Origin of the sequence: Muricauda sp. SCSIO 64092 (genome assembly GCF_023016285.1) — a bacterium.
Taxonomy (GTDB): domain Bacteria; phylum Bacteroidota; class Bacteroidia; order Flavobacteriales; family Flavobacteriaceae; genus Croceivirga.
Genome location: NZ_CP095413.1, coordinates 93,740 through 119,303, shown reverse-complemented (window position 1 = coordinate 119,303; position 25,564 = coordinate 93,740). Strand labels below are relative to the sequence as shown.

Sequence of the window (25,564 nt, the reverse complement as noted above, 5' to 3'; positions counted from 1 at the left end):
CCTAGCCTTGCCATTTTAATTTTTACATGTCGTTCGGGAGAGGGTTGGATTATTTTGTTATCAATATAACCTATTCCCCATAGTATCAGTGCCCCGTGAAGTAGCCATACAATTGATATACAAAAAGGCCTATCCCCGCAATTATGAGGTACCCGTTAACTGCTTTGTAAAAAGCAGGAAATTGTTTGTGCTTCCGTGCAAGTGTGAGTATAAAGACGATTGGAATTAATGCCAGGACCTGTCCTACCTCCACACCTAGATTAAAGCACAGGATTTTTGCCAGAAATTGCTCCTTTCCCATGTCAAAGGACTGTAATCTTGTGGAAAGCCCAAAGCCATGAATCAACCCAAAAAGACCGACCATGAGTAGTAAATTGGGCGATTTGACCTTTATTTTTTCAAAACCGCCCAAATTCTCAAATCCCTTGTACAAAACACTTAGGGCGATAACCGCATCCACCAAATGCTCATTTGCCGTGATTCCAGTATATGTGGCACCTATTAGGGTAATACAATGCCCTATTGTAAAAACTGTAATGAACTTCAAGATGTCCTTGAAGCTGTTCAAGTAAAATATAACACCGGTCAGGAAAAGCAGGTGATCATAACCAGTGAGCATGTGGGTCGCACCTACTCGAATATAGGCCCACAAACCACCGTTACGCAAAAGCTCCTGATCGGCACTGGTGACATCGTGGGCAAATCCCAAAAGCGGAACGAACAGCAAAATCAGCAGCAGTGCCCGTCTTAAATTGGAATGCATCGTTAGTTCTTTTTTCTGAAGATCAGGAACAACACTCCTATAAGGAGAAGACTACCCAAAATAAAGACCCAAGTAGGAAAACCATGCTCGTGATCATGATCATGGGTGTGCGTATCATGACCATGTTTGTGGCTTACTTCAAAAGTAAGTGTCGCCCATTTGGATTTATGGGTCAGTTCATCACTATCGGTAACTCTGATCATATAAATGGTCCTTAGATAATAGATACCTTCTTCAGGTAGATTTACGGTGACCATACCTTGGTCATTGGTTCGTAATTGTTGACCGCTGGTATGGGTGTGTGATTCGGCAGTTTCGGGCGTGTTGGAATGGCTAAGATTACCATCGGAATGTTCATGGTCATTGGAGTGACCTTCCCCACCGTGTTCATGTTCATGGCCGGAAGTATGGTGCGTATGACTGTGTGAACTTTTCAGGTAGTCCGCATAGACCAGTTGGTTGGATAATGGCTTGGCATCCAGCAATAATTGTACTTCCAGCTTTTCACCACTGTACTTTTCATAGGGATTTTCCATGGGAACAAATTCTATTGGATAGTCCAGGGCAGAACTCCAATCATTTGTCCTATTATCACCCACCTGGTAAATCGCCTTTACATGTTTTTCATAACTCTCTACCGCATCTTGATCCAATAAGCTGTCATTGGTACGTTGTTGAAGCATGTCCAAAACACCATCGTGTTCCAGGTAGTCGTTAAATTTTTCAGCTGTGAGTTCAATGTTTCTTGCTTTTGTGGAAACACCTGCCACATACGTTCCTGCTTTACCCGTATTAAAAGTTAATTGGGTAATGGTACTGTCTTGATCTTTCCATTGATCTGGATCGATAAATGTTCTTTCGCCTTGGGCGATAACGGAGGCGTCCAGCATGCGGTCCCGGGCAATGATATTTTCGCTCTTTTCAAAAGTTCCATTGTACAGGCTCAATGTCGCTTCTTGATTGGGCTGCAGGAAATAGGTGTCCATTTTTACATACAGATCGTGGCTGCATAATACCAAAATGGCAGACAGTAGGTATAGGGGTTTACGCATGGGTCAAAATTTTGACCCCAAATATACAAGCTAAACCTACCATACATAAATGCATTGAAACATAAAATTTGTTTCGAAGGTTACAAAACACCACAGGCTTTAGCCTACAACTTTAAAAATTTCGACTGGATTCGGAGGTAGTCGAATTTGAATTCTTTAGTAGTCTTACAAGTTTAATATCCTCTCGTATGCACCAAGCGTTTAGGAGGGTTTCCTTTAATGTTTTCTTCCATGCTATCAGGTTTGATCCCATCATAGTTTTTCCAACTTTATATTTTATTAGCAGTGATATGCTACCGTTAAAACATTTAAGCGAGCTCAATACTGGTAAAGAGCATTGACCGATTACGAAGTTAGCTGAACAATTCCATGCCGGTATTTTCCTATTGGATGATCACTTCTAAAATCTGAATTCTAAATTCTAACCTCTTATAACTATCTTTGCAGGCCGATTTTCAGTTGGTTATGAACAAAAAAGTGGCCTTTTATACGCTGGGGTGCAAATTGAATTTCTCAGAAACCTCAACCATAGCCCGAAATTTTCAAAATGAAGGTTTTGACCGCGTGGACTTTGCCGAAAAAGCTGACATTTATGTCATCAATACCTGTTCGGTGACGGAGAATGCGGACAAACGTTTTAAAACCATTGTAAAACAGGCCCAGAAGGGGAATCCAGAGGCTTTTGTGGCCGCTGTGGGCTGTTATGCACAGCTAAAACCCGAGGAGTTGGCCGCGGTTGATGGGGTTGATTTGGTTTTAGGGGCAACCGAAAAATTTAAATTAACGGATTACCTGAACGATCTATCCAAAAACGATAAAGGGGAAGTGCATTCCTGCGAAATTGAAGAGGCCGACTTCTATGTAGGCAGTTATGCAATAGGAGATCGTACAAGGGCGTTTTTAAAAGTGCAGGATGGGTGTGACTACAAATGCACCTATTGCACCATTCCCTTGGCACGTGGGATTTCTCGAAGTGATTCTTTGGCAAATGTATTGCAAAATGCCAGTGAAATTGCTTCCCAGGGTATTAAGGAGATTGTACTCACGGGAGTAAATATTGGGGATTATGGAAAGGGGGAATTCGGCAATAAAAAACACGAGCATACTTTTTTTGAACTGGTCCAGGCCTTGGATAGGGTAGAAGGAATCCATAGATTACGCATTTCATCCATCGAACCCAATCTGTTGAAGAATGCTACCATTGATTTTGTGGCCCAGAGCAACAGTTTTGTTCCACATTTTCATATTCCATTACAGAGTGGAAGCGATAAGATTTTGAAATTGATGCGCCGTCGATATTTATCGAATTTATATGTGGATCGGGTAAATCGCATCAAACAAACAATGCCCCATGCCTGTATTGGGGTGGATGTCATTGTGGGCTTTCCCGGTGAAACGGATGAGGACTTTTTGGAAACCTATCATTTTTTGAACAGACTGGATATTTCCTATTTGCATGTGTTCACCTATTCGGAACGGGACAATACCTTGGCCGCTGAAATGGAAAATGTTGTTCCCAAACATATCAGATCTAAACGCAGCAAGATGTTACGGGGGCTATCGGTTAAAAAAAGAAGGGCCTTTTACGAAGACCAATTGGGAAGTACACGGACCGTTTTGTTCGAAGGGGAAAACAAGGAAGGGTACATCCATGGATTTACGGAAAATTATGTAAAGGTAAAGGCGCCATGGAACCCGGAACTGGTCAATACATTGCACCAAGTGCAACTTACCGAAATCGCCGAAGATGGATTGGTCCGGTTCAACTTTGTTTCAGAACATGTCCTGGCATAAAAAACCCTGCCGAAATGGGCAGGGTATATTCTTGTAAAATACGTTTAGGTTAGATACGGATTCCTACGGGAAGCATTTCTTTATATTGCCTATTTTTTCTTAGAAAACCAGCAATATGTGGGCTTGTAGGCACTACCCGAACATTTTGCTCTTGTAAGTGGTGTAAAACTTCTTTAATGAAGTCTTCTTTAAATCCTTCCTGGTTAATTTCCTCAGGGATGACCAACTTGGTCAAAAAGACTTTACGCTCTTGCGAAGAATACTCAATCTTTGCCAAATGACCATTGATTTTAGTCTCGAACTGACGAAGGAAACTGTTGTCTTTGATTTCCATTTCTCTCATATAGTTATGGTTTAATGAGGTCACCATACCATAAAGCAATAGCTAAACGTTACGCTATTAGGTTTGGTGACAGTTTCTGTCTATGAAATGTGTGTGGTTATACATAAACGGGAGGCAAAGATAGTTAAAAAATCCCTAATTTCCTAGCAAAATCAGAGCCCTGCAATTGTTGGATACCTCAAAAACACATATTTACCTAATGCCCGGTATGGCTGCCAGTCCGGCCATTTTTGATGGCCTAAAATTGGATGGTTTTCTTTTTGAATTGCATAGATTGGATTGGTTTCCACCAAAAAAGGGAATTTCCCTCTCGGAATATGCGTGGGAAATGTGCAAAAAAATCAAACACCCAAAACCCGTTTTGCTTGGGGTTTCCTTTGGAGGCATGTTGGTCCAGGAAATGGCCAGGCACATGGAAACCAAAAAAGTGATTGCTATTTCCTGTGTCAAGACAAAGCATGAACTTCCCAAACGGATGCTATTTGCGAAATACACCAAGATCCATAAGCTATTGCCAACGGGATTGGTCAATAATGTGGAACTTCTGGCCAAATATGCCTTTGGTGAAACGGTGACCAAAAGACTTGAGCTTTATGAGCAATACTTGGGCGTAAGGGATAAAGACTATATAGATTGGTCCATAGATGCCATTGTAAACTGGGAACAAACGCAGTTCCCCAAAAATCTGGTACACATTCATGGAGAAAAAGATGCCGTTTTCCCCATTGCGCACATAAAAAATTGCATCACCGTAAAAAATGGTACGCACACCATGATTTTGCATCGGGCAAAATGGTTCAATGAAAACCTTCCCCGGCTTATTTTGGAATGATGGGAATGATTTTAATGGTATCTTGCTTTAAAATTCGGGGATTGATGAAACATCTTAAAAACATTTTGACGGGAATTGGGTTTTTGTTCGTTTTAGCAAGTTTGATTTATGCAGTCCAACTGCAGACCGAAGAACCCAAGACGATGGAAAAAGAAGTTGGTATCGAAAAAAATGTGGCCGACAGCTACCAAATAACGGCGATTGCCATTCCGTCCGATCTTAATTTTGCCGGAGAACCTGTCCCCTTGGAAGATCCTGAAATTATGGAACGGGTAGATCGTGAATTTTTGGTCAATACGTACTGGCAATCCAATGCGGTTCTTTTAATGAAACGGGCCAATAAGTATTTCCCCATTATTGAGCCCATCCTTGCCAAAAATGGGATACCGGATGATTTTAAGTATTTGGCCGTTGCAGAAAGTGGATTGCTGGATGTGCCATCTCCCGTCGGAGCCTCCGGCCTATGGCATTTTATGAAAGCAACCGGAAGGGAATATGGTTTGGAGGTCAATGCCAATGTAGATGAAAGATATCATGTTAGAAAATCCACGCAGGCAGCTTGTGAATACCTCAATAAATGGAAGGAAAGGTTTGGAACATGGACCTTAACGGCGGCGGCTTACAACGCAGGTCCGGCCGGAATTCAAAAATATATGGGAATCCAAAAAGTGGATGATTATTATGATTTGCTCCTTGGCCAGGAAACAGGACGTTACGTATTTCGGATTTTGGCCATCAAGGAAATACTGTCCCACCCTAAAAAGTATGGATTTGAACTGGAGCAGGAAGACCTTTATGAAATGGTCCCTACCTTTACCGTTGAAGTGGATACCGTAGTAAAAAGTTGGGCGGATTTTGCCAAACTTTATGAAATCAACTACAAGATTCTAAAACGGCACAATCCATGGCTAAGGGAACCCCATTTAAACAATGCCTCCCGAAAGAAATATGTGATTGAAATTCCAAAAAAAGGCTATTACAGCGTTGCAAAATAAGGATTAGCGATATCGTGTCCGTACCTGTTGCGGACCCTTTTTCAGCTGCTGCTGCATCATTTTCAGCTGATCTGTCAACATGCCATTCTTATCCAATTTCTTCGCTTCCTGTAGCAAAGTGGTGGCTTCCCGTTTTCTTCCCTTTTGCATGGCAATACCCGCCAAGCTCATTTTGGCCATGGCCTCATCATAACCCATGTTCAACCCCAATCGCAAAGCCTTTCTAAAGTATTTTTCAGCTTGGGTCAGGTTTTTTTGGGAGTAAATAATACCATGCAGATAATTATAGTAACCCTGTTGTTTCTTTACCAGGGCCGCTTCTGGGTTCTTAATTCTTGACAACCATTTTTCGGTGCCTTCCATATCCTGTTTTCGCATTCGTAGGAACGCCAAAAGAATGATTTCATTCCTGAAATACAAAAAAATAAAGATCAAGGAGAGCAGTATCAGGAATATTCCATTACCTATATACCCTTCAACAAATTGATACACGGCATACGCGTTGATCAATACGGCAATCACCAATTTTATATTCTTATGGAACATTTTTAGGTTCGAATTTTGTGGATTTGAATGAAATATTCTTGAAGTAGGCAAAAGTAACAAAAAGAGTTGAAACATTTTTTTTACACGCTTGTCAAAGTAAAAACTCTTTGTATATTTGCGCCCAGAATTTTCAGGGCCTTTTGGTCCTTACAAATACCTTTAACTATGAAAAGAACATTTCAGCCATCCAAGAGGAAAAGAAGAAACAAACATGGTTTTAGAGAGCGCATGGCTACTGCCAGTGGCAGGAAGGTTCTTGCGAGGAGAAGGGCCAAGGGAAGAAAAAAATTAACAGTTTCATCTGAACCAAGACACAAAAAATAGATGGACTGTCGATAACTCGTTAATTAATAGGTGCTGTATTTAAAATCAGCACCTTTTTTTTGACCTATTTTTAACGATTGAAGTAAAAGTAACAAGAAGAATGCCTAAAAGAGACGACTTAAAATCAATTTTAATTATTGGTTCAGGACCCATTATCATTGGTCAAGCATGTGAATTTGATTATTCAGGTTCGCAGGCCTTACGCTCCTTACGGGAAGATGGTATTGAAACCATTTTGATCAATAGCAATCCGGCCACCATAATGACGGATCCCTCAATGGCCGACCATGTGTATCTAAAGCCGTTAAATACAAAATCGATTATTGGGATTCTCAAAAAGCATCCGCAGATTGATGCCGTGTTACCTACAATGGGGGGACAAACTGCTTTAAATCTATGTATTGAAGCGGATGAAAAGGGCATTTGGGAAGATTTTGGAGTGGAAATCATAGGGGTGGACATAGACGCCATCAACATCACGGAAGACCGGGAAAAGTTCCGCGAATTGATGTTGAAAATTGGTATTGGAATGCCCCCCCAAGCTTCTGCGACCTCATTTCTAAAAGGTAAGGAAATCGCACAGGAGTTTGGTTTTCCTTTGGTCATACGAGCCTCATTTACATTGGGCGGGGCAGGGGCATCCATTGTGTACGATCCCAAAAAGTTTGACAATCAATTGAGCCATGCACTGGAAGTATCCCCCATTCACGAGGTAATGATTGATAAGGCCCTGATGGGCTGGAAGGAATACGAGTTGGAATTGCTTCGGGATAAAAATGATAATGTTGTCATTATCTGTACCATTGAAAATATGGATCCCATGGGTATCCATACCGGTGATTCCATCACTGTGGCCCCCGCCATGACATTGTCGGACAGGACTTTTCAGCGTATGCGGGACATGGCCATCCATATGATGCGCAGCATTGGGGATTTTGCAGGGGGGTGCAACGTGCAGTTTGCGGTAAGCCCGGACGAAAAAGAGGATATCATTGCCATTGAAATCAACCCTAGGGTTTCCAGATCTTCCGCCTTGGCGTCCAAAGCCACGGGATATCCAATTGCCAAGATAGCCGCAAAGCTGGCCATTGGCTATTCTTTGGATGAATTGAGCAATCAGATCACAAAATCCACATCCGCACTATTTGAACCGACATTGGATTATGTCATTGTAAAAATTCCCCGTTGGAATTTTGATAAGTTCGAAGGGTCGGATAGGACCCTGGGACTACAAATGAAATCCGTTGGTGAGGTCATGGGCATTGGGCGTTCCTTCCAGGAAGCATTGCACAAGGCCACGCAATCCCTTGAAATCAAAAGAAATGGACTTGGTGCGGATGGCAAGGGCTACAAGGATTATGAGACCATTATCCAAAAATTGACCGTCCCCAGTTGGGACCGGGTCTTTGTAATTTATGATGCCATACAATTAGGCGTACCCTTGCAACGGATACATGATATCACCAAGATCGATATGTGGTTCTTGAAACAATATGAAGAACTCCATTATTTAGAGCAGGAGATTTCAAAATATACCATAGCCACCCTTTCCAGGGAATTGTTATTGGAAGCCAAACAAAAGGGATTTGCCGATCGCCAGATTGCCCATATGCTGGACTGTTACGAAAGTGAAGTACATAAAAAGCGGATGGAGCTCAAAATCAACAGGGTGTACAAACTGGTGGATACCTGTGCGGCGGAATTTAAGGCGTTGACCCCGTATTATTACTCCACCTTTGAGGAGGAAATCGAAACTGCCGATGGCAAACGTTACGTAGCAAACGATAGCGAAGTCACCGATCGTAAAAAGATAGTTGTGTTGGGATCGGGACCAAATCGGATTGGACAGGGTATTGAGTTCGATTACTGCTGTGTGCACGGAGTATTGGCGGCAGCGGAATGTGGTTATGAAACCATAATGATCAATTGTAATCCGGAAACCGTGTCCACCGATTTTGATACGGCGGATAAGCTTTATTTTGAGCCGGTTTTTTGGGAGCATATCTATGACATCATCCTTCATGAAAAGCCAGAGGGGGTCATTGTGCAATTGGGCGGACAAACGGCGCTCAAATTGGCCGAAAAGCTGGATAAGTATGGAATCAATATTATTGGAACCAGCTTTAAGTCGCTCGATTTGGCAGAGGATAGGGGAAGCTTTTCCACACTGTTGAAGGAAAACGATATTCCCTATCCCAGATTCGGTACGGCGGAAACTGCCGATGAGGCTTTGGCACTTGCGGATGAGTTAGGGTTCCCTTTACTGGTACGTCCTTCTTATGTCTTGGGTGGTCAGGGCATGAAAATTGTAATCAATAAAGACGATTTGGAGGCCCATGTTGTGGACCTATTGCGCAAAATCCCAAACAATAAACTGCTGTTGGACCACTATTTGGATGGTGCCATTGAGGCTGAGGCGGATGCGATTTGTGATGGAGAGGATATTTATATTATTGGGATTATGGAACATATAGAACCCTGCGGTATCCACTCCGGTGATTCCAATGCCACCCTACCTCCATTTAACTTAGGGGAATTTGTTATCCAACAGATACGCGACCATACGAAAAAAATAGCATTGGCATTGAACACCGTAGGTTTGATCAATATTCAGTTTGCGATCAAGGATGATACCGTATTTATCATTGAAGCCAATCCACGTGCATCCAGAACGGTTCCTTTTATTGCCAAAGCCTATGGGGAACCTTATGTGAATTATGCCACCAAAGTAATGTTGGGCGAAAAAAAGGTCAAGGATTTTGATTTTAACCCACATTTGGAAGGCTATGCCATAAAACAGCCTGTTTTCTCTTTCAACAAGTTTCCCAATGTGAACAAGAACTTGGGTCCGGAGATGAAGAGCACGGGAGAAAGTATCTTGTTTATAGACAGTCTAAAGGAAGATGAATTCTATAATTTATATTCAAGGCGGAAGATGTACTTAAGCAAATAAGCATCTTCCACCTTGATGATGTGCAATGGATATTATTCAAATTTCAGGTTGTCGGTACTATCCAAACGTGCAGTGACTCCCCAGCCAAAAAAGTAATGGGCCACACCTAACAGCAATTCATTGTCACCTTTCTTAAGGGGTACCATGATTTCACTATTTTCTATGGTACACCTTCCCCTGGGTTCCTTCATACCTGGCGAAGCATAGTAGTTTTTATCGATATGTAGGGGCTGGCCATCCAGGAATACCCATATTTCATCGCTAAAGCCAAGGTGAAGCTTGCGAACCTGATCTACGTCTGATTTGATCTTGGTTTTGAGCCATACCAAACGTCGTTTGCCATTTTCTGTAGCCCCATATTCTCGAGTAAGGTTCACCATCCCGCGGCGTTCGGTAACCAGGGGTTTCCAACTGGAATCATTGAGCAAGGTGCTATCGATTGCAATACCGGGTTTCATGATATCCCTATTAAAGGCCAGGTCCACAGGAGCAGATACCAACCAATTCTTTAGATAGCGGGTGTCACTGTAGGTAGGGTCATAGCCTTCAACTTCCGGTAAATCCCCTACGGCATCTGGTTTTATAACGAGATTGGCATAGATGACATCACCGGTCAGGTAGATACTCCCGCTTTTTCCAGTGCCTTCCAAACTGGGTACATGTAAGGCAACGTTGTCCATGTCATTTACATAGACCCGCATCTGTTTGCCATGTATTACCAGTTTTACATGGTTCCACCCTTCGTCATAGATTGTGGCCGCAGCTTGATACTCATCGGTCATATCCCACATGTTCACACCATCGATTACCGTAGCGTATTGGGTGGTGTATCTACTTAGTGGGTCTACAGTACCAAAGTAGCGTATATAAAAGAGCTCGGCATATTTTTGATCGTTGGACGATCGAAATCCAATGCCTGGAAACCCTCTTCCTGTAAACTCCACATCATATTCAATAGTGCCATCGGTAAATTGGTGATTCTTTAGTTGAATATTAAGGTCCTCCCCAGCTTTTGGGCGTACCGCTGCAACCGATCTATGGGTCACAAACTCCACTGTTTCGGTATTGTACTTCCAACCCGCAGCGGTCATTGGAATCCTAATTTCTTTTCGCTGTCCATATAAAGTAACGGTAAGAAAAATGAAGAATAGGTGAATAAGCTTTTTGATAATGCTGTTAACTTTTGTCATTTCGAATTAAATTTGATACGACCAAATGTAATTTATGGGTGTTTTCAATTACAAGGATTCGCTTGTTCAATTTTGTTTAATCCTGTTCAATCCAGGGTTAAAGAATTCAATATCCTAGATTTATGAAAAAGCAGGATTCACGTATGAAAAAGCATTTGGTTACTTGTATCGAATCCCATTTGGGTTGGGGTACTGGAGATTCCTGGACCAACAAGGACTTTAAGGGTCTTAGTGATCAAATCTTTAAGGTTACCGGTAAAAGGTTAAGCGTCACTACCCTAAAACGCATTTGGGGAAGGGCGGAAGTTGTGGCCAATCCCAGCGTTACTACTTTTGATATCCTTTCGGAATTTGTGGGCTATGAAAGTTGGCGGGATTTTCAGCAAGCGCATTCCAACGGTCGGAGCATGGATAAATTGTCCAAAATCCCCTATGGCTTTTGGAAATGGGGAATAGGAAGTACGGTGATACTATTTTTGGCCCTGTTTTTTTTACGGGGAGGGAAAAATCCAACTGAGGCCCGTACCACTCCCAAAGTTGAATTCCCCATGGAAAATGTTTCATTTTCATTTGAAAAAGTAGCCATTGGATATCCCAATACGGTCATTTTTCAATATGATTTGGGTACACTTTCACCGGACAGCATGTACATTCAACAGTCTTGGGACAGTGATAAACGTATTCCCTTACATAAGGCCAGAGGATTGGTGACCTCCACCTATTACCTGCCCGGTTATTTCCTCACCAAATTGATAGCCAATGAACAAATCCTATTGGAGCGGGAACTGTATATCCCTACACAAGGGTGGCAAGCATCACTATTGGGGGACGGGGGACAGATAACCTATCTAAAACCTGAAGAGTTCTACAATGGGAAAAATCTAGGGATACGATCAGGGGTTATGGAGAAGATGGACGGTATGGAGGGCGGGGAACTCTATTTGGCCCAGCTTTCCCCCAATCCCAGTGTTGACGGTACTGATTTTTCAATGGCGACCACTTTTAGAATGCCAAAATCCAGTGAACATAGTATTTGCCATTCCATACGAATGACGGTCACTGGAACCCGGGAAGTTATTTCCCTGGAGTTCAGTATTCCCGGATGTGTGGGCGATTTGGGCTTTTTTATGGATAATGAAATGATTTCTGGAAGAAACCATGACCTTTCCGCCTTTGGTAGGGATATGAGTCTATGGACCCGATGTGAATTGAAGGTGAGCAACGGTATGCTCACCGTAATTTTGGATGGTCAAACTGCCTTCCAAAAAGAGCTTAAGGTAGATTTAGGGAAGATAGGAGGGGTGCAATGGACTTTTGAAGGACAGGGGGAAATACGGGAGTTAATTTTGGAGGATAAACTACAACGATGGAACCTTCTTCAATAAGAGCCTTTTTAGGATTATATGATTGAGTTTTTGTTGGCCTACATTTTTTTCGACTTATGGAAAAGTTTTTGCTTTGATTTCCTTATAGAGTGGTAAGGGTTGTTTTGGCAAATCGGTTAAAAAGTAATTGGCCAGTCGTCGTACTTCTTTTGCAAAATCACCAAAGGTCTGGGCCCTTGCGTTCATGGAGGCATTGATGACCAAATCATATTGGGGAAAAATCACCAGAAAATTCATCGATCCCTTACTCACTCCCCCGTGGTGCACCATCCAAACAGATGTGTTGTCCAAAATCTCCTTACTTTGATAGGCTAACCAGGAACGCCAGCCCAAGGCATATTCCTGTTCATTGATGTTGCCATCATCCAATTGCACTGGGCTCCAAAACTCCTTTAGGATTGCGGATGATAAAAATGAAGGACCGGATAACCAAGCGTTTCCCATTTTGACCAAATCGGTTGGAGTGGAAATGAATCCCCCACCGGCCCATTTATAGCTCAGGTTAGCATCGTCCAATATACCCATGGTTCTATATTCCCTGTAATAGCCTTTAGAGGTTTCATAGAATGTTGCCAAATGTTGGGTTCCCCGCCGGGTATGATCGGCATAGGTATTGTCCATGGTCAAGGGATGGAATACATGTTCTTGCATATACTCCAAAAAAGGCTGATCAGCAGCCTGTTCCAACACCACGCTGGCCAGGTTTATGTCAAAAGTGGAATATTTAAAATCGCTGCCAGGTTGGTAAAGCAATGGATAGCGATTGAATACTTTGATGCCCTCCGATGCCGAAGTGAACTGGTGGCAATTGCACAGGGTATACCTTGCCGAAGCAATCCCAAAATCTTTATAGTTACCTACACCGGCCGTATGGCTCAACAGTTGCCTCGTTGTAAAATTCCATCTCTTTTTGGGCCAATTGGCAATGGTATCACCTAAATAATTGTCCAGTTTGATGTGCCCCTTATTTACCAATAAAGCAATTCCGGTAGCGGTTATGGCCTTTGAAGTGCTTCCTACACGGTATTGGGTCTGGGGTGTTGCGGGGGTCAAAGATTTCATATGGGCATATCCCTCAGTGGCGGACCAGATTATGTTGCCTTGATGGCCAACGGCAATGGAAAAGGAAGGGACATCAAGTCTTTTGGTCACTCCTTTCATCCATTTTTCCGCTTTTTGAATTTGGGTAGTGTATGCATTGTTGACCGTCATTGTGGTAAACGGATAGGCGTCCTTGGGAAATAGGACCCATGTGGTATGATCATAAATGGTCCAACCAAGCCATATACAGAAAATAAAACCTATACTGCGCAATAGTCGTCTTTTGGGTTTGTCCAATCGTGTCTTTTTCATGCTTCAAAGATGAAATGGATGGGCATCGCCTATCCTAAAAATGGCCCAATTGCGGTAGGGTGCAACCGGAAAGTCGGTTATAACCTATGGAGATACGCTATGGGCGGTTACGCCGTATCCGTCGTCGCTTGGCGGGGTTTCGTCCACAAACATCATCTGAGCAGGGGTATTTCCCTATTTTTAGGGATTCGAAACGATGAAAAGGGAGTCGTACAACAGCACAAATACGGGATTGGGGCTCAAAAGGCATTTAATTTTTTGGTGCCTGCTTTTAACCTGTTTTACCCTGATACAGTTCTTTAAAGATGGGAACGAGCAAAGGATGGCCCTCATTTTTTTGCAGAATCTTAAACGGGTACCTGCGATGCTTGTTGCGGCCTATGTATTCAATTTTGTTTGGATTCCCAGATTTTGGAAAAAGAAGCGGTATTTGGTTTTTATGATCATGTCCGGTCTGCTTTTCTATTTCACTGGGGCCTTTGATCGAATGGTGAATGTTTACCTCTACGAACCCATTTTTAGAAAAGGAACATTTTTGCAAGAATCCATATTGGAGATTTTTAGTGATATATCCCATATGATCACCAGTTATATACCGGCCCTGTTAACGGCAACATTGGTCATGACCTTGACCAATATAGTCCATGAAAGTAACGAGACAAAGCGTCATGCACTGGAGTTACAACGGGATAAAAACAGGGCGGAACTCAATGCACTCAAAGCGCAGATCCATCCGCATTTTTTGTTCAATACCTTGAACAACCTTTATGCCCTCACCGTACAGAAATCGGATAAGGCCCCTAAAATGGTGGAAGCCCTGGCGTCCATTTTGGACTATATTCTGTACCAATGCAACGATAGGTTTGTACCTCTTGGGAATGAAATCAAGCTAATCAAAGACTACATCGCCCTGGAACACTTGCGGTTTGGGGACGCTATTGAACTGGACTGTTCCCTGGACTACGATAAGGATATCCACGGAGATGTAAGGATTGCTCCATTACTGTTACTTTCCATTGTGGAAAATGCCTTTAAACATGGGGCCAGCGGCCAGCTAAAACAACCCAAAATATGGATACGGCTTTCCATAGCGGAAAAAACACTATACTTTAGGGTTAAGAACACCAAAAATCAAGACTTGGTCAATGATGGTATGGGCTATACCAAAGGAATTGGAGTAACCAACCTAAGGCAGCAATTGTCTAAATTGTATCAACAGTACAGTTTTCAAAATAACGATCAAAAGGAGATGTATGAAGTTGAATTGGTCATAAACACCTTATCCGCCTATGATTAAGTGCATTGTTGTAGATGACGAACCGTTGGCACGTTCCCTATTGGAAGGACACATTGCGGAAGTTCCTTTTTTGGAGCACTTGGGATCTTTCAAGGACGGCGTAGAGGCGATTGATTTTTTACGGACCACCACAGTGGACGTTATTTTTTTGGACATTCAAATGCCCAAGCTTACGGGTATTGATGTCTTAAAGACCATTACAAGTCCTCCCAAGGTGATATTCACCACGGCCTACCGGGAATATGCCCTTGAAAGTTATGAATACGAGGCGGTGGACTATCTTTTAAAACCCGTCACCTTTACCCGTTTTTTTAAGGCGGTGAACAAGCTTCTTCCCCTTTCCGAGGATGTTGGATCTCGGACACACGGACTGCCCGTTGAGCATATTTATGTGGCCTTCAATAAAAAGCGGATTAAAGTAGTGTTGGACCAAGTGCTTTATATTGAAAGTGTAAAGGACTATATCCGTATCCATTTGGAGGACAAAAGACTGGTGGTCAAAGAACAGTTGGGGAGGTTTGCGGAACAATTACCTTCGCATTTTCTTAGAACGCACCGTTCCTATGTGGTGAATACGAACAAGATTACGGCCTATACGGCACTTGATGTAGAAATTGGGGACAAAGAGATTCCCATTGGGGGAAAATACAAGGAATATGTTTTTGGGTTGTTAAAGGCAATGGCCAAAAGGGGGTAAGATTACTTGAGGTGTTCCAAGGCACCTAAATCAGTTATACCAAACCGCATATCTTTTCCTGCGCAGTTCCAAAGCCAAACGCTCTTCCATTCGTAAAGCCTCTTCCCTGTTGGTTAATGGGGCTATATGGTTATAGAGACTGGGCCGCAGGTAGCTGCCATATTTTTTGACGATACTGGAGGAAAGGCTATGCCCTCTTTTATTGATAAAACCTGTTTTATGTTGCAAAAAACGTTCTTTGGGTGTTTTGCTCGTCATTCCAACATACAAACATTCCAAAACCCCATTAAATTGGGGATTGGCTTCCCGAAATCTGCGATGTTCCGTAAATACCTTTTTTGAAAGTTCAATAACATAGATACGGTATTCGGTTTTGGGCATTACGGTTTTTGTCCATAAACCTAATAAAAATAGTTTGGATGAATGCACGGCTTTCTATCCTGTCTTAGCTTAGACCGCTATAGTTGAAAATAGATTTATTGGGCACTCCATGGCCATTTTATTGGCCACAAATTCCCAGTCGATTTCTGAGCTAAGTCCTGTTAGAACTTCAAAACAGGGACATAGTTCGCATACATAACGCAAACTGTAGTTTGTAGTAGGCAATTTTCCAACTGGCCCGTCCCATTGGAAATATCTGTAACTGCTCCAATCTTTTGTTGGGCCATTCCAGTTGTCCGGATGGCCCTTGAATGCTACTTCAATGTTGACACCTCAGGACTTTTCCAATTTCTCTTACTTTTTTAGTAATCCCATTGGTCTTACTTTTTTTACATTTCCCTGCCTACCGGTTCAAATAGACGATTCCCTGGACCGGCGGTGTAGTGCCGTCCCCGAAATCTATCGTATAATAGTACACCCCATTGGGCAGTTTACCATCCCCCAGGACAATTCCCTGGTCCGCGCTGCCGTCCCATTCCGGTGTGCTGATGTTCCCTTGGTACACCATAGTACCGTTACGGTCATAGACAGACATGCTATAATTGGGGTAATCGTTCTTCAGCCAGGAAATGGAAAAGGTGTCGTTGACCCCATCGCCGTTCGGGGAGAAGCCGCGTCTGTCCGCGTCCGGAAATTCGTCACAACCCTCCATGGAAATCCTTACCGTCACGGCAACCCTATCGGAGGTACATCCATTGCCATCCTCCAACGATCCGTAATAGACGGCACCGTCCCCAAGGGAAACATCGGTCCCCAGTTCCGTAGTACTGTTCGCTTCCGAATACCAACGCAGGGTACCGTTGCCGGAAGCTGCCAAATCCGATACCGTAGGGTTCTCCAGGGTACAGAATACCTGTTCGTCCTCCGTCTCCAGGACGGGGAGCCCCAGAATAAACACAGTGGTAGTGCCCGTAACGGTACATCCATTGGCCAGTGCCATCGTTAGGGTGAACTCTTCCCCATCCGAAACATTGGTCACTTCAGGATTTTGTACGTCAGGATTGCTGAATGTGGCATTTCCATCGCTGGTCCAGGACCATGAGGTTCCCAGGCCACTTATTTCGTTCAACTGTAGGGTAGAGCCCTGGCAGATCGGTCCGCTGTTGGTCACAATGGCCAGCGGTGCGGTTGTTCCCTGTACCGTTACCGTGGCGGTACAGTTGGTCGTATTTCCACTATTTTCGGTGACTGTTAGGGTAACCGTGTTCTGCCCCACATCGGAACAACCGAAGCCCGTCCTGTCCAGGGAAAGCGACACGGTACCGCTGTTGTCAAACGAGCCGTTGTCCACGTCCTCTGCCGCAATCGTTGCACTGCCCGTCGTGTCCAGTTCCACGGTAATGTCCTGGCAACTGGCCGTTGGTGCCGTGCTGTCCTTAACGGTAACTGTGGCGGTACAACTGTCCGTATTACCACTATTGTCGCTCACGGTCAGGGTCACCGTGTTGTCACCAAGGTGGGTGGCCAAAAAGCTGCTTGGGGACACGCCCAGGCCAATGCTCCCACAGGCATCGCTGGATTCATTATCGACCATGGAAGCGTCCAAATTGGCCATGCCGTTGGTACCCAGTTGGATTGTTGCCGCCTTGCACAATGCTGTAGGAGGGGTGGTATCCCTTACCGTAATGGTCTGGGTGACGGTGGTACTGTTCCCCGCGATATCGCTCACCCGATAAGTTCTCGTAATCGTTTCCGGATTTTGCTTCCCATCGCTTGTATCATTGACAAAGGTCACCGTTGGTGTCCCACAGTTGTCGGACCCACCGGTCACCACCGTGATATCCGGTGCCGGCGCACTGCACTGTACGTTGATCGGAGCTGGATCGCTCGCCGTAGGTACCTGGGTATCGTTAACCGTGATGGTCTGGATTACGGTGGTACTGTTCCCCGCGACATCGCTCACCCGATAGGTCCGGGTGATTGTTTCCGGGTTTTGTTTCCCATCGCTTGTATCATTGACAAAGGTAACCGTTGGACTGGCCGTACAATTGTCCGCTTCATCGGTTACCACTGTGATATCCGGTGGTGGAGCACTGCATTGTACGTTGATCGGTGCCGGATCGCTCGCCATGGGCGCCTGGGTGTCGTTAACCGTTATCACCTGGGCCACGGTAGTACTGTTCCCCGCCAAATCACTCACCCTGTAGGTCCGTGTGATGACTTCTGGATTGCTTTGTCCATCGCTCACATCACTTAGGAAGGCGACCGTTGGGTTGGTCGTGCAGTTGTCCGAAACTCCGGTCACCACAGTGGTGTCCACGGCAGGGACATTGGATGCACATTGTACGCTCACTGCCGTTGGGTTGCTGGCCGCAGGGGCGGTGGTATCCCTTATCGTAATAGTTTGGGTCACGGTGGTACTGTTCCCAGCCAAATCGCTCACCCGATAGGTTCTCGTAATCGTCTCCGGATTTTGCTTCCCATCGCTTGTATCACCTACAAAACTGACCGTTGGTGTGCCGCAATTGTCCGTAACATCGGTCACCACCGCGGTGTCCACGGCAGGGACATTGGAGGAACACTGTACGCTTACGGCTACCGGGTTGCTGGCCGTAGGGGGTGTCGTGTCCCTTACCGTAATGGTCTGGGTCACGGTGGTACTGTTCCCTGCGGCATCGCCCACCCTGTAGGTCCTAGTAATCGTTTCCGGGTTGCTGTTGCCATCGCTCATATCACTTACAAAGGTGATGGTTGGCGTGCCGCAATTGTCCGTGGCATTGGTCACCACTGCAGTGTCCGGCGCCGGGGCGCTACACTGTACATTGATCGGTGTCGGGTCGCTTGCCGTAGGGGCCTGTGTATCTTCCACCGTGATGGTCTGGGTGACGGTGGTACTGTTCCCAACGGTATCCGTCACGCTATAGGTCCTGGTAATCGTTTCCGGGTTGCTGTTGCCATCGCTTGTATCACCTACAAAGGCCACTGTTGGGTTGGCCGTACAGTTGTCCGTGGCATTGGTCACCACTGTAATGTTTGGAACGGGGATATCGGACGGGCACTGTACGTTGATTGGTGATGGATTGCTGGCCGTGGGTGCCTGGGTATCGTTTACCGTAATCGTCTGGTACACATGGGTACTGTTCCCTGAGGCATCGGTCACCCTATAGGTCCTGGTAATCGTTCCCGGGTTCTGCTTCCCATCGCTTGCATCGCCTATAAAGGTGACCGTTGGGATGGTCGTACAATTGTCGGCTTCATCGGTCACTACCGTGATATCCGCTTCGGGAAGACACTGTACGCTCATCGGTGCCGGATCGCTCGCCGTGGGAGGGGTCCTATCCTCGACGGCCACCAAAGCGGTACACTCGGCTAGGTTGCCGCCGGCATCCGTTACGTTAAGGGTCACCGTGTTGTTCCCCACATCGGAGCAGTCAAAATTGGTCCTGTCCAAGGAAAAGGACATAGCGGTACCACTGTTGTCGTACGAGCCGTTGTTGATGTCCAATGAAGAAACCGTCGCACTGTTCGCTGCATCCAGTTGGACGGTGATGTCGCTACAGATGGCGTTGGGGGCCTCTTTGTCCACCACGGTCACCGAAGCCGTGCAGCTGTCCGAGTTGTTGCTGCCATCGATTACCCTCAAGATTACCGTGTTCGTGCCGAGGAACGAACCTGTAAAACTACTTGGGAACACGTTCAGCGAAACGCTACCGCAGTTATCGCTGGAACCGTCGTCCACCAGGGAAGCATCCAGGGTGGCCATGCCATCGGTGCCCAATTCCAGCGCTACCGATGTCTTGCACAGTGCCGTAGGGGCGGTCCTGTCCTTCACGGCCACGGTAGCGGTACAACTGTCCGAGTTGCCGCTGGCGTCCGTTACCGTAAGGGTCACCGTGTTGTCCCCTACATTGGAACAGCCAAAGTTTGTTTTGGAGAGGGAAAGGGAAGGGGCGGTGCCGCTGTTGTCAGAGGAGCCGTTGTCGATGTCCGATATGGCAATCGTTGCGCTGTCCGAAGCGCCCAGTTCCACACTGATGTCCCGGCAATTTGGCGTGGGGGCCGTGACGTCTACCACGGAGACTGTGGTCTGGCAGGTCGCAATGTTGCTGCCATCGTCCACTATTAGGGTCACGGTGTTGTCTCCAAGGTCATCGGCTGTAAAGCTGCTAGGTGACACCCTTAGGGCAATGCTCCCACAGGTATCGCTGGAACCGTTGTCCAGAAGGGCGGCATCCGCAATGGCCAGGCCATTTGCATCCAATTGGAATGTAACCCCCTGTTGTTGGCATACGGCCGTGGGGGCAGTGTTGTCCTCCACGGTCACGGTAGCGGTACAACCATCCGAGTTGCCGCTGGCGTCCGTTACGGTAAGGGTCACTGTGTTGTCCCCCACATCGGAACAACCAAAGTCTGTCCTGTCCAGGGAAAGGGCCAAAGCGGTGCCGCTGTTGTCGGAGGAACCGTTGTCCATGTCCAATGCGGATATTGTCGCACCGTCCGAGGCGTCCAACTGCACGGTAATGCCCTTGCAGATGGGGGTGGGGAGGATCTTGTCCTCCACAGTCACCACGGTGGTGCAACTGTGCATTTTGTTGTTGCCATTGATTGCCCTTAGGGTCACCGTGTGTGTGCCAACAGTGGTGAGGCTGTTCGGGACTACATTTAGCGAAACGCTACCGCAGGGAGTGCTCGAACCGCCGTCCAGAAGGGCGACATCCGGAATGGCCAGGCCATTGGTACCCAGTTGGAATATGACCCCCTGCTGTTGGCACACCGCCGTTGGGGCAGTATCGTCCTCTACCGTTACCGTAGCGGTACAGCTGCCCGAGTTGTTGCTGGCGTCCGTTACCGTAAGGGTCACCGTGTTGTCGCCCACGTCGGAACAGCCAAAACTTGTTCTGTCAAGGGATAGCGATACGGCGGTGCCGCTGTTGTCGAAGGAGCCGTTGTCGATGTCCGATGTGGCAATCGTTGTGCTGCCCGAGGTGTCCAGTTGTACGGTAATGTCCTGGCAACTTGGGATAGGGGCAGTGCTATCCTCTAGGGTAACCACAGCGGTACAACTGTCCGAGTTGCCGCCGGGATCGGTCACGGTAAGCGTCACCGTGTTGTCCCCAAGGTCGGTCGCCGTAAAGCTGGTCTCGGAAAGGTCCAGGAAAGCAATCCCACAGGTATCGCTGGAACCGTTGTCCACGTCCGCCGCTGCAATCGTTGTGCTGCCCGAGGCATCCAGTTGTACGGTAATGTCCTGGCAACTTGGCGTAGGGACGGTCTTGTCCTCCACGGTCACGGTGGCGGTGCAACTGTCCGAGTTACCGCTACCATCCGTTACCGTAAGGGTCACCGTGCTGTCGCCCACATCGGAACAGCCAAAGCTGGTGGTGTCCAGGGAAAGGGTAACGGCGGTGCCGCTGTTGTCGGAGGAGCCGTTGTCCACGTCCGCCACAGCGATTGTTGCGCTGCCCGCCGCACTAAGTTGTACGGTAATGTCCCGGCAACTTGGTATAGGTGCGGTCCTGTCCTCCACGGTCACCACAGCGGTACAGTTGTCCGAGTTGCTGCTGGGGTCGGTCACCGTCAAGGTTACCGTGTTGTCCCCAAGGTCGTTGGCATCAAAGCCGGTTTTGGACAATGCCAGGGAGACGCTCCCGCAGTTGTCGGAGGAGCCGTTGCCGATGTCCGATGTTGTGATCGTTGCGCTGCCCGAGGCATCCAGTTCCACGGTAATGTCCCGGCAACTTGGTGCGGGGGCCGTTTTATCCTCCACGGTCACTGTGGCGGTACAGCTGTCCGAGTTGCTGCTGGCGTCCGTTACGGTAAGTGTCACGGTGTTGTCCCCCAAATCGGAACAGCCAAAGCTGGTGGTGTCCAGGGAAAGGGTAACGGCGGCGCCACTGTTGTCGGAGGAACCGTTGTCGATATCCGATGTGGCGATCGTTGCGCTGCCCGTGGCGCCAAGTTGTACGCTGGTGTCCTTGCAACTTGGTGTGGGGAGTGTGCTGTCCCCAACCGTCACCATAGCGGTACAGGTGTCCGAGTTGTTGCTGGGGTCGGTCACCGTCAGGGTCACCGTGTTGTCCCCAAGGTCGTTGGCGCTAAAGCTGGTCTTGGACAATGCCAGGGTAACGCTACCGCAGGCATCGCTGGAACCGTTGTCGATATCCGATGTGGCGATCGTTGCGCTGCCCGAGGCGCCCAGTTGTACGCTGATATCCTGGCAACTTGGTGCGGGGGCCGTTTTGTCCTCCACGGTCACCACAGCGGTACAGCTGTCCGAGTTGTTGCTGGCGTCCGTTACAGTAAGCGTTACCGTGTTGTCCCCCAAATCGGAACAGCCAAAACTTGTTCTGTCAAGGGATAGCGATACAGCGGTGCCACTGTTGTCCGAGGAACCGCTGTCGATGTCCGAGGTGGCAATCGTTGCGCTGCCCGAAGTGCCCAGTTGTATGATGATGTCCCGGCAACTTGGGGTGGGGACCGTGTTGTCCTCCACGGTCACTATGGCGGTACAACTGTTCGAGTTGCCGCTGGGATCGGTCACTGTCAAGGTCACGGTGTTGTCCCCAAGATCGTTGGCGGCAAAGCCGGTCTTGGACAAGGCCAGGGTGACACTCCCGCAGGCATCGCTGGAACCGTTGTTGATGTCCGATGTGGCTATCGTTGCACTGCCCGAGGCGTTCAGTTCCACAGTAAGGTCCTGGCAACCTGTTGTGGGGGCCGTTTTGTCCTCCACGGTCACTGTGGCGGTACAGCTGTCCGAGTTGTTGCTGCCGTCCGTTACAGTAAGCGTTACCGTGTTGTCCCCCAGATTGGAACAGCCAAAGCTGGTCCCGGAGAGGGAAAGGGTAACGGCGGTACCGCTGTTGTCGGAGGAGCCGTTGTCGATGTCCGATGTTGTGATCGTTGCGCTGCCCGCGGCACTAAGTTGTACGCTGATGTCCTTGCAATTTGGGGTAGGGACCGTTTTGTCCTCCACGGTCACCGTGGCGGTACAGGTGTCCGAGTTGCTACTGCCATCCGTTACCGTGAGGGTCACCGTGTTGTCCCCAAGGTCGTTGGCACCAAAGCTGGTCTTGGACAACCCCAGGGTGACGCTTCCACAGGTATCGCTGGAACCGTTGTCGATGTCCGAGGTGGTGATCGTTGCGCTGCCCGAGGCCCCCAGTTGTACGCTGATGTCCCGGCAACTTGGCGTGGGGGCCGTTTTATCCTCAACGGTCACGGTGGCCGTACAGCTGTCCGAGTTGTTGCTGGCGTCCGTTACGGTAAGGGTCACCGTGTTGTCCCCCAGATTGGAACAGCCAAAGCTGGTCTTGGAGAGGGAAAGGGTAACGGCGGTACCGCTGTTGTCGGAGGAGCCGTTGTCGATGTCCGAGGTGGCGATCGTTGCGCTGCCCGAGGCGCTAAGTTGTACGCTGATGTCCTGGCAACCTGGGGTGGGGAGCGTGCTGTCCCCCACGGTCACCGTGGCCGTACAGCTGTCCGAGTTGCTGCTGCCGTCCGTTACCGTCAGGGTCACCGTGTTGTCCCCAAGGTTGGTGGCGCCGAAGCTGGTCGTGGACAAGGCCAGGGTAATGCTCCCGCAGGTATCGCTGGAACCATTGTCGATGTCCGATGTTGTGATCGTTGCGCTGCCCGAGGCGCCCAGTTGTACACTGATGTCCCGGCAACTTGGTGAGGGGGCCGTTTTGTCCTCCACCGTCACCGTGGCCGTACAGCTGTCCGAATTGTTGCTGGTGTCCGTTACCGTAAGGGTCACCGTGTTGTCCCCCAGATCGGAACAACCAAAGGTGGTGGTGTCCAAGGATAGCGATACGGTGGTGCCACTGTTGTCGGAGGAGCCGTTGTCGATGTCCGATGTGGCGATCGTTGCATTGCCCGAGGCGCTCAGTTGTACGGTAATGTCCTGGCAACTTGGGGTGGGGGCGGTCTTGTCCTCCACCGTTACGGTGGCGGTACAGCTGTCGGAGTTGCCCCCGGGGTCGGTCACGGTAAGGGTGACCGTGTTGTTCCCAAGGTCGGAAGTGCCAAAGTTGGTTTCGGATACCGCTAGGGTGACGCTACCACAGGTATCACTGGAACCGTTGTCCACGTCCGCCGCCACAATAGTCGCACTTCCCAAAGCGTCCAGTTGTACGGTAATGTCCTGGCAACTTGGCGTAGGGGCCGTTTTATCCTCCGCGGTTACGGTGGCCGTGCAACTATCCGAGTTGCTGCTGCCATCCGTTACGGTCAGGGTCACTGTGTTGTCCCCCACATCTGAACAGCCGAAAGTCGTCTTGTCCAAGGATAGCGATACGGTGGTACCACTGTTATCGGAGGAGCCGTTGTCGATGTCCGATGTAGTAATCGTTGTGCTGCCCGAAGTGTCCAATTGCACGGTAATGTCCTTACAGGAGGGTGTGGGAGCCATGTTGTCCTCAATGGTCACCGTAGCCGTACAGGTCTTACTGGTGCTGTCGGGATCGGTCACGGTAAGGGTCACCGTGTTGCCACCAAGGTCGGTGGCATCAAAGCTGGTTTCGGACAGGCTCAAGGAGATTCCGCAACCATCACTGCCGTTGTCCACATCTTCGATAGTCAGGGTGGCCGTACCATCGGTACCCAGTTCTAGTGTTGCTGCCTTGCAATCTGCCTTTGTCTGGGTCGCTGCCTTGCTGTCTCCGGTAATTTTGAGGCTATTTTGTATCAAATCTGCACGCTCAATAGCGGCCCTGCAGTGGATCAGGTTAAGTGCGCCTATATCGGGTGTGTTGGTAAAGTCCTTACTGTGCCAACCAATCAGCGTAGCGTCCCAGTTATCCACGGATAGCCCGCTGTTGTCCAGCATATTGGCACCAGTGGTCAATGCCCCCATGTACCAATCCTTTAAGTTCTGGTCAAAGGCGCTTGCATTCTTGAACATCTCGCTCATATTGGTCACCTTACTGGTGTTCCAACCGCCGATGTCCCGGTTAAAGGCACTTGCACCTGTGAACATATTAGCCATATTTTGCACCTCGCCCGTGTCCCATGAACTGATGTCCTGGTCAAAGGCACTTGCACCATTGAACATGTCGGCCATATTCTCCACACTGCCGGTGTCCCAGGAACCGAGGTCCTGGTTAAATGTACTTGAGCCAGTTGCACTACTTGATATACCAAACATGGAGTCCATATTGGTCACGTTGCTGGTGTTCCAGGAACCGATGGCCCCGTTAAAGACACTTGCACCATAGAACATATAGCCCATATCGGTCACCTTGCCGGTGTCCCACGAACCGATGTCCCCGTTAAAGGCACTTGCGCCAATGAACATATTACGCATATTTTGCACCTCGCTCGTGTCCCAGGGACCGATGTCCCGGTTAAAGTCGTATGCGTTCTGGAACATGGATTTCATATTGGTCACGCTGCCGGTGTTCCAGCCGCTAATGTCCTGGTCGAAATCCTGAGCATGGTAGAACATCCCTTCCATATTGCTAACATTGCTCACATCCCAACCGCTGATGTCCTGATTGAAGGTTACGGCAAAGTGGAACATCTTGCCCATATCGGTCACGCCGCTGGTGTTCCAGGAACCGATGTCCCCGTTAAAGGCACTTGCATCATAGAACATCTCGAACATATTCTCCACACTGTCGGTGTTCCAGGAACCAATGTCCTGGTCGAAAGTTGCG

General features: G+C 47.7%; 16 protein-coding genes (1 of these 16 only partly in view). 8 read left to right on the top strand and 8 right to left on the bottom strand.

The genetic code is table 11. From position 1 onward, the window contains the following. Positions 1-85: 85 nt before the first annotated feature. Positions 86-763 carry a HupE/UreJ family protein gene (locus tag L0P88_RS00425; protein WP_247132677.1) on the bottom strand — a complete coding sequence of 226 codons (678 nt, stop codon included), beginning with the start codon at positions 761-763 and terminating at the stop codon, positions 86-88. Positions 764-765: 2 nt separating this feature from the next. Next, positions 766-1,815 carry a DUF4198 domain-containing protein gene (locus L0P88_RS00420; RefSeq protein ID WP_247132676.1) on the bottom strand — a complete coding sequence of 350 codons (1,050 nt, stop codon included), beginning with the start codon at positions 1,813-1,815 and terminating at the stop codon, positions 766-768. A gap of 465 nt (positions 1,816-2,280) precedes the next feature. Between L0P88_RS00420 and mtaB the strand changes: the two genes are divergently transcribed. Continuing rightward, entirely contained in the window at positions 2,281-3,609 is a 1,329-nt protein-coding gene (gene mtaB / locus L0P88_RS00415; protein ID WP_247132675.1) for a tRNA (N(6)-L-threonylcarbamoyladenosine(37)-C(2))-methylthiotransferase MtaB, read from the top strand. Between the two features lie 49 nt (positions 3,610-3,658). On the opposite strand, the gene L0P88_RS00410 is transcribed toward mtaB, so the two are convergent. Continuing rightward, on the bottom strand, positions 3,659-3,952 hold the full coding sequence (locus tag L0P88_RS00410) for a GNAT family N-acetyltransferase (RefSeq protein ID WP_158779411.1): 294 nt from the start codon (positions 3,950-3,952) through the stop codon (positions 3,659-3,661). Positions 3,953-4,151: 199 nt separating this feature from the next. Between L0P88_RS00410 and L0P88_RS00405 the strand changes: the two genes are divergently transcribed. Beyond that, positions 4,152-4,784 (top strand): alpha/beta hydrolase, encoded by a 633-nt coding sequence (locus L0P88_RS00405; RefSeq protein ID WP_247132674.1) that lies wholly within the window; start codon positions 4,152-4,154, stop codon positions 4,782-4,784. Positions 4,785-4,828: 44 nt separating this feature from the next. Then, positions 4,829-5,779, top strand: a complete 951-nt coding sequence (locus tag L0P88_RS00400) for a lytic transglycosylase domain-containing protein (RefSeq protein ID WP_247132673.1) — start codon at positions 4,829-4,831, stop codon at positions 5,777-5,779. Positions 5,780-5,782: 3 nt separating this feature from the next. Here L0P88_RS00400 and L0P88_RS00395 read toward each other — a convergent pair whose 3' ends face one another. Next, positions 5,783-6,325 carry a DUF2892 domain-containing protein gene (locus L0P88_RS00395; protein ID WP_247132672.1) on the bottom strand — a complete coding sequence of 181 codons (543 nt, stop codon included), beginning with the start codon at positions 6,323-6,325 and terminating at the stop codon, positions 5,783-5,785. 165 nt (positions 6,326-6,490) lie between these two features. On the opposite strand from L0P88_RS00395, the gene rpmH reads away from it, so the two are divergent. Then, positions 6,491-6,649: a 50S ribosomal protein L34 gene (rpmH, locus tag L0P88_RS00390; RefSeq protein WP_158779407.1), complete on the top strand. Its 159-nt coding sequence runs from the start codon at positions 6,491-6,493 to the stop codon at positions 6,647-6,649. A 100-nt stretch (positions 6,650-6,749) separates the two neighbouring features. Then, positions 6,750-9,602: a carbamoyl-phosphate synthase large subunit gene (carB, locus tag L0P88_RS00385; protein ID WP_247132671.1), complete on the top strand. Its 2,853-nt coding sequence runs from the start codon at positions 6,750-6,752 to the stop codon at positions 9,600-9,602. 32 nt (positions 9,603-9,634) lie between these two features. On the opposite strand, the gene L0P88_RS00380 is transcribed toward carB, so the two are convergent. Continuing rightward, the gene (locus tag L0P88_RS00380; protein ID WP_247132670.1) at positions 9,635-10,792 is read right to left on the bottom strand and encodes a DUF1080 domain-containing protein; all 1,158 of its coding nucleotides are present in this window, start codon (positions 10,790-10,792) and stop codon (positions 9,635-9,637) included. Between the two features lie 122 nt (positions 10,793-10,914). Between L0P88_RS00380 and L0P88_RS00375 the strand changes: the two genes are divergently transcribed. Further along, the gene (locus L0P88_RS00375) at positions 10,915-12,177 is read left to right on the top strand and encodes a hypothetical protein (protein ID WP_247132669.1); all 1,263 of its coding nucleotides are present in this window, start codon (positions 10,915-10,917) and stop codon (positions 12,175-12,177) included. A gap of 54 nt (positions 12,178-12,231) precedes the next feature. On the opposite strand, the gene L0P88_RS00370 is transcribed toward L0P88_RS00375, so the two are convergent. Further along, on the bottom strand, positions 12,232-13,530 hold the full coding sequence (locus L0P88_RS00370) for a serine hydrolase domain-containing protein (RefSeq protein ID WP_247132668.1): 1,299 nt from the start codon (positions 13,528-13,530) through the stop codon (positions 12,232-12,234). A 196-nt stretch (positions 13,531-13,726) separates the two neighbouring features. Here L0P88_RS00370 and L0P88_RS00365 point away from each other — a divergent pair, with 196 nt between their 5' ends. Together L0P88_RS00365 and L0P88_RS00360 are read left to right on the top strand one after the other, a co-directional pair. Beyond that, on the top strand, positions 13,727-14,827 hold the full coding sequence (locus tag L0P88_RS00365) for a sensor histidine kinase (RefSeq protein ID WP_247132667.1): 1,101 nt from the start codon (positions 13,727-13,729) through the stop codon (positions 14,825-14,827). After that, positions 14,820-15,524 carry a LytR/AlgR family response regulator transcription factor gene (locus L0P88_RS00360; RefSeq protein WP_247132666.1) on the top strand — a complete coding sequence of 235 codons (705 nt, stop codon included), beginning with the start codon at positions 14,820-14,822 and terminating at the stop codon, positions 15,522-15,524. The genes L0P88_RS00365 and L0P88_RS00360 overlap by 8 nt, the downstream gene beginning before the upstream one ends. A gap of 30 nt (positions 15,525-15,554) precedes the next feature. On the opposite strand, the gene L0P88_RS00355 is transcribed toward L0P88_RS00360, so the two are convergent. Further along, the gene (locus L0P88_RS00355; RefSeq protein ID WP_158779400.1) at positions 15,555-15,905 is read right to left on the bottom strand and encodes a ribose-5-phosphate isomerase; all 351 of its coding nucleotides are present in this window, start codon (positions 15,903-15,905) and stop codon (positions 15,555-15,557) included. 403 nt (positions 15,906-16,308) lie between these two features. Continuing rightward, positions 16,309-25,564, bottom strand: the end of a protein-coding gene (locus tag L0P88_RS00350) for a BspA family leucine-rich repeat surface protein (RefSeq protein WP_247132665.1). It continues 20,564 nt past the right edge of the window; only the last 9,256 of its 29,820 coding nucleotides appear in the window; its start codon lies off the right edge, out of view; its stop codon occupies positions 16,309-16,311.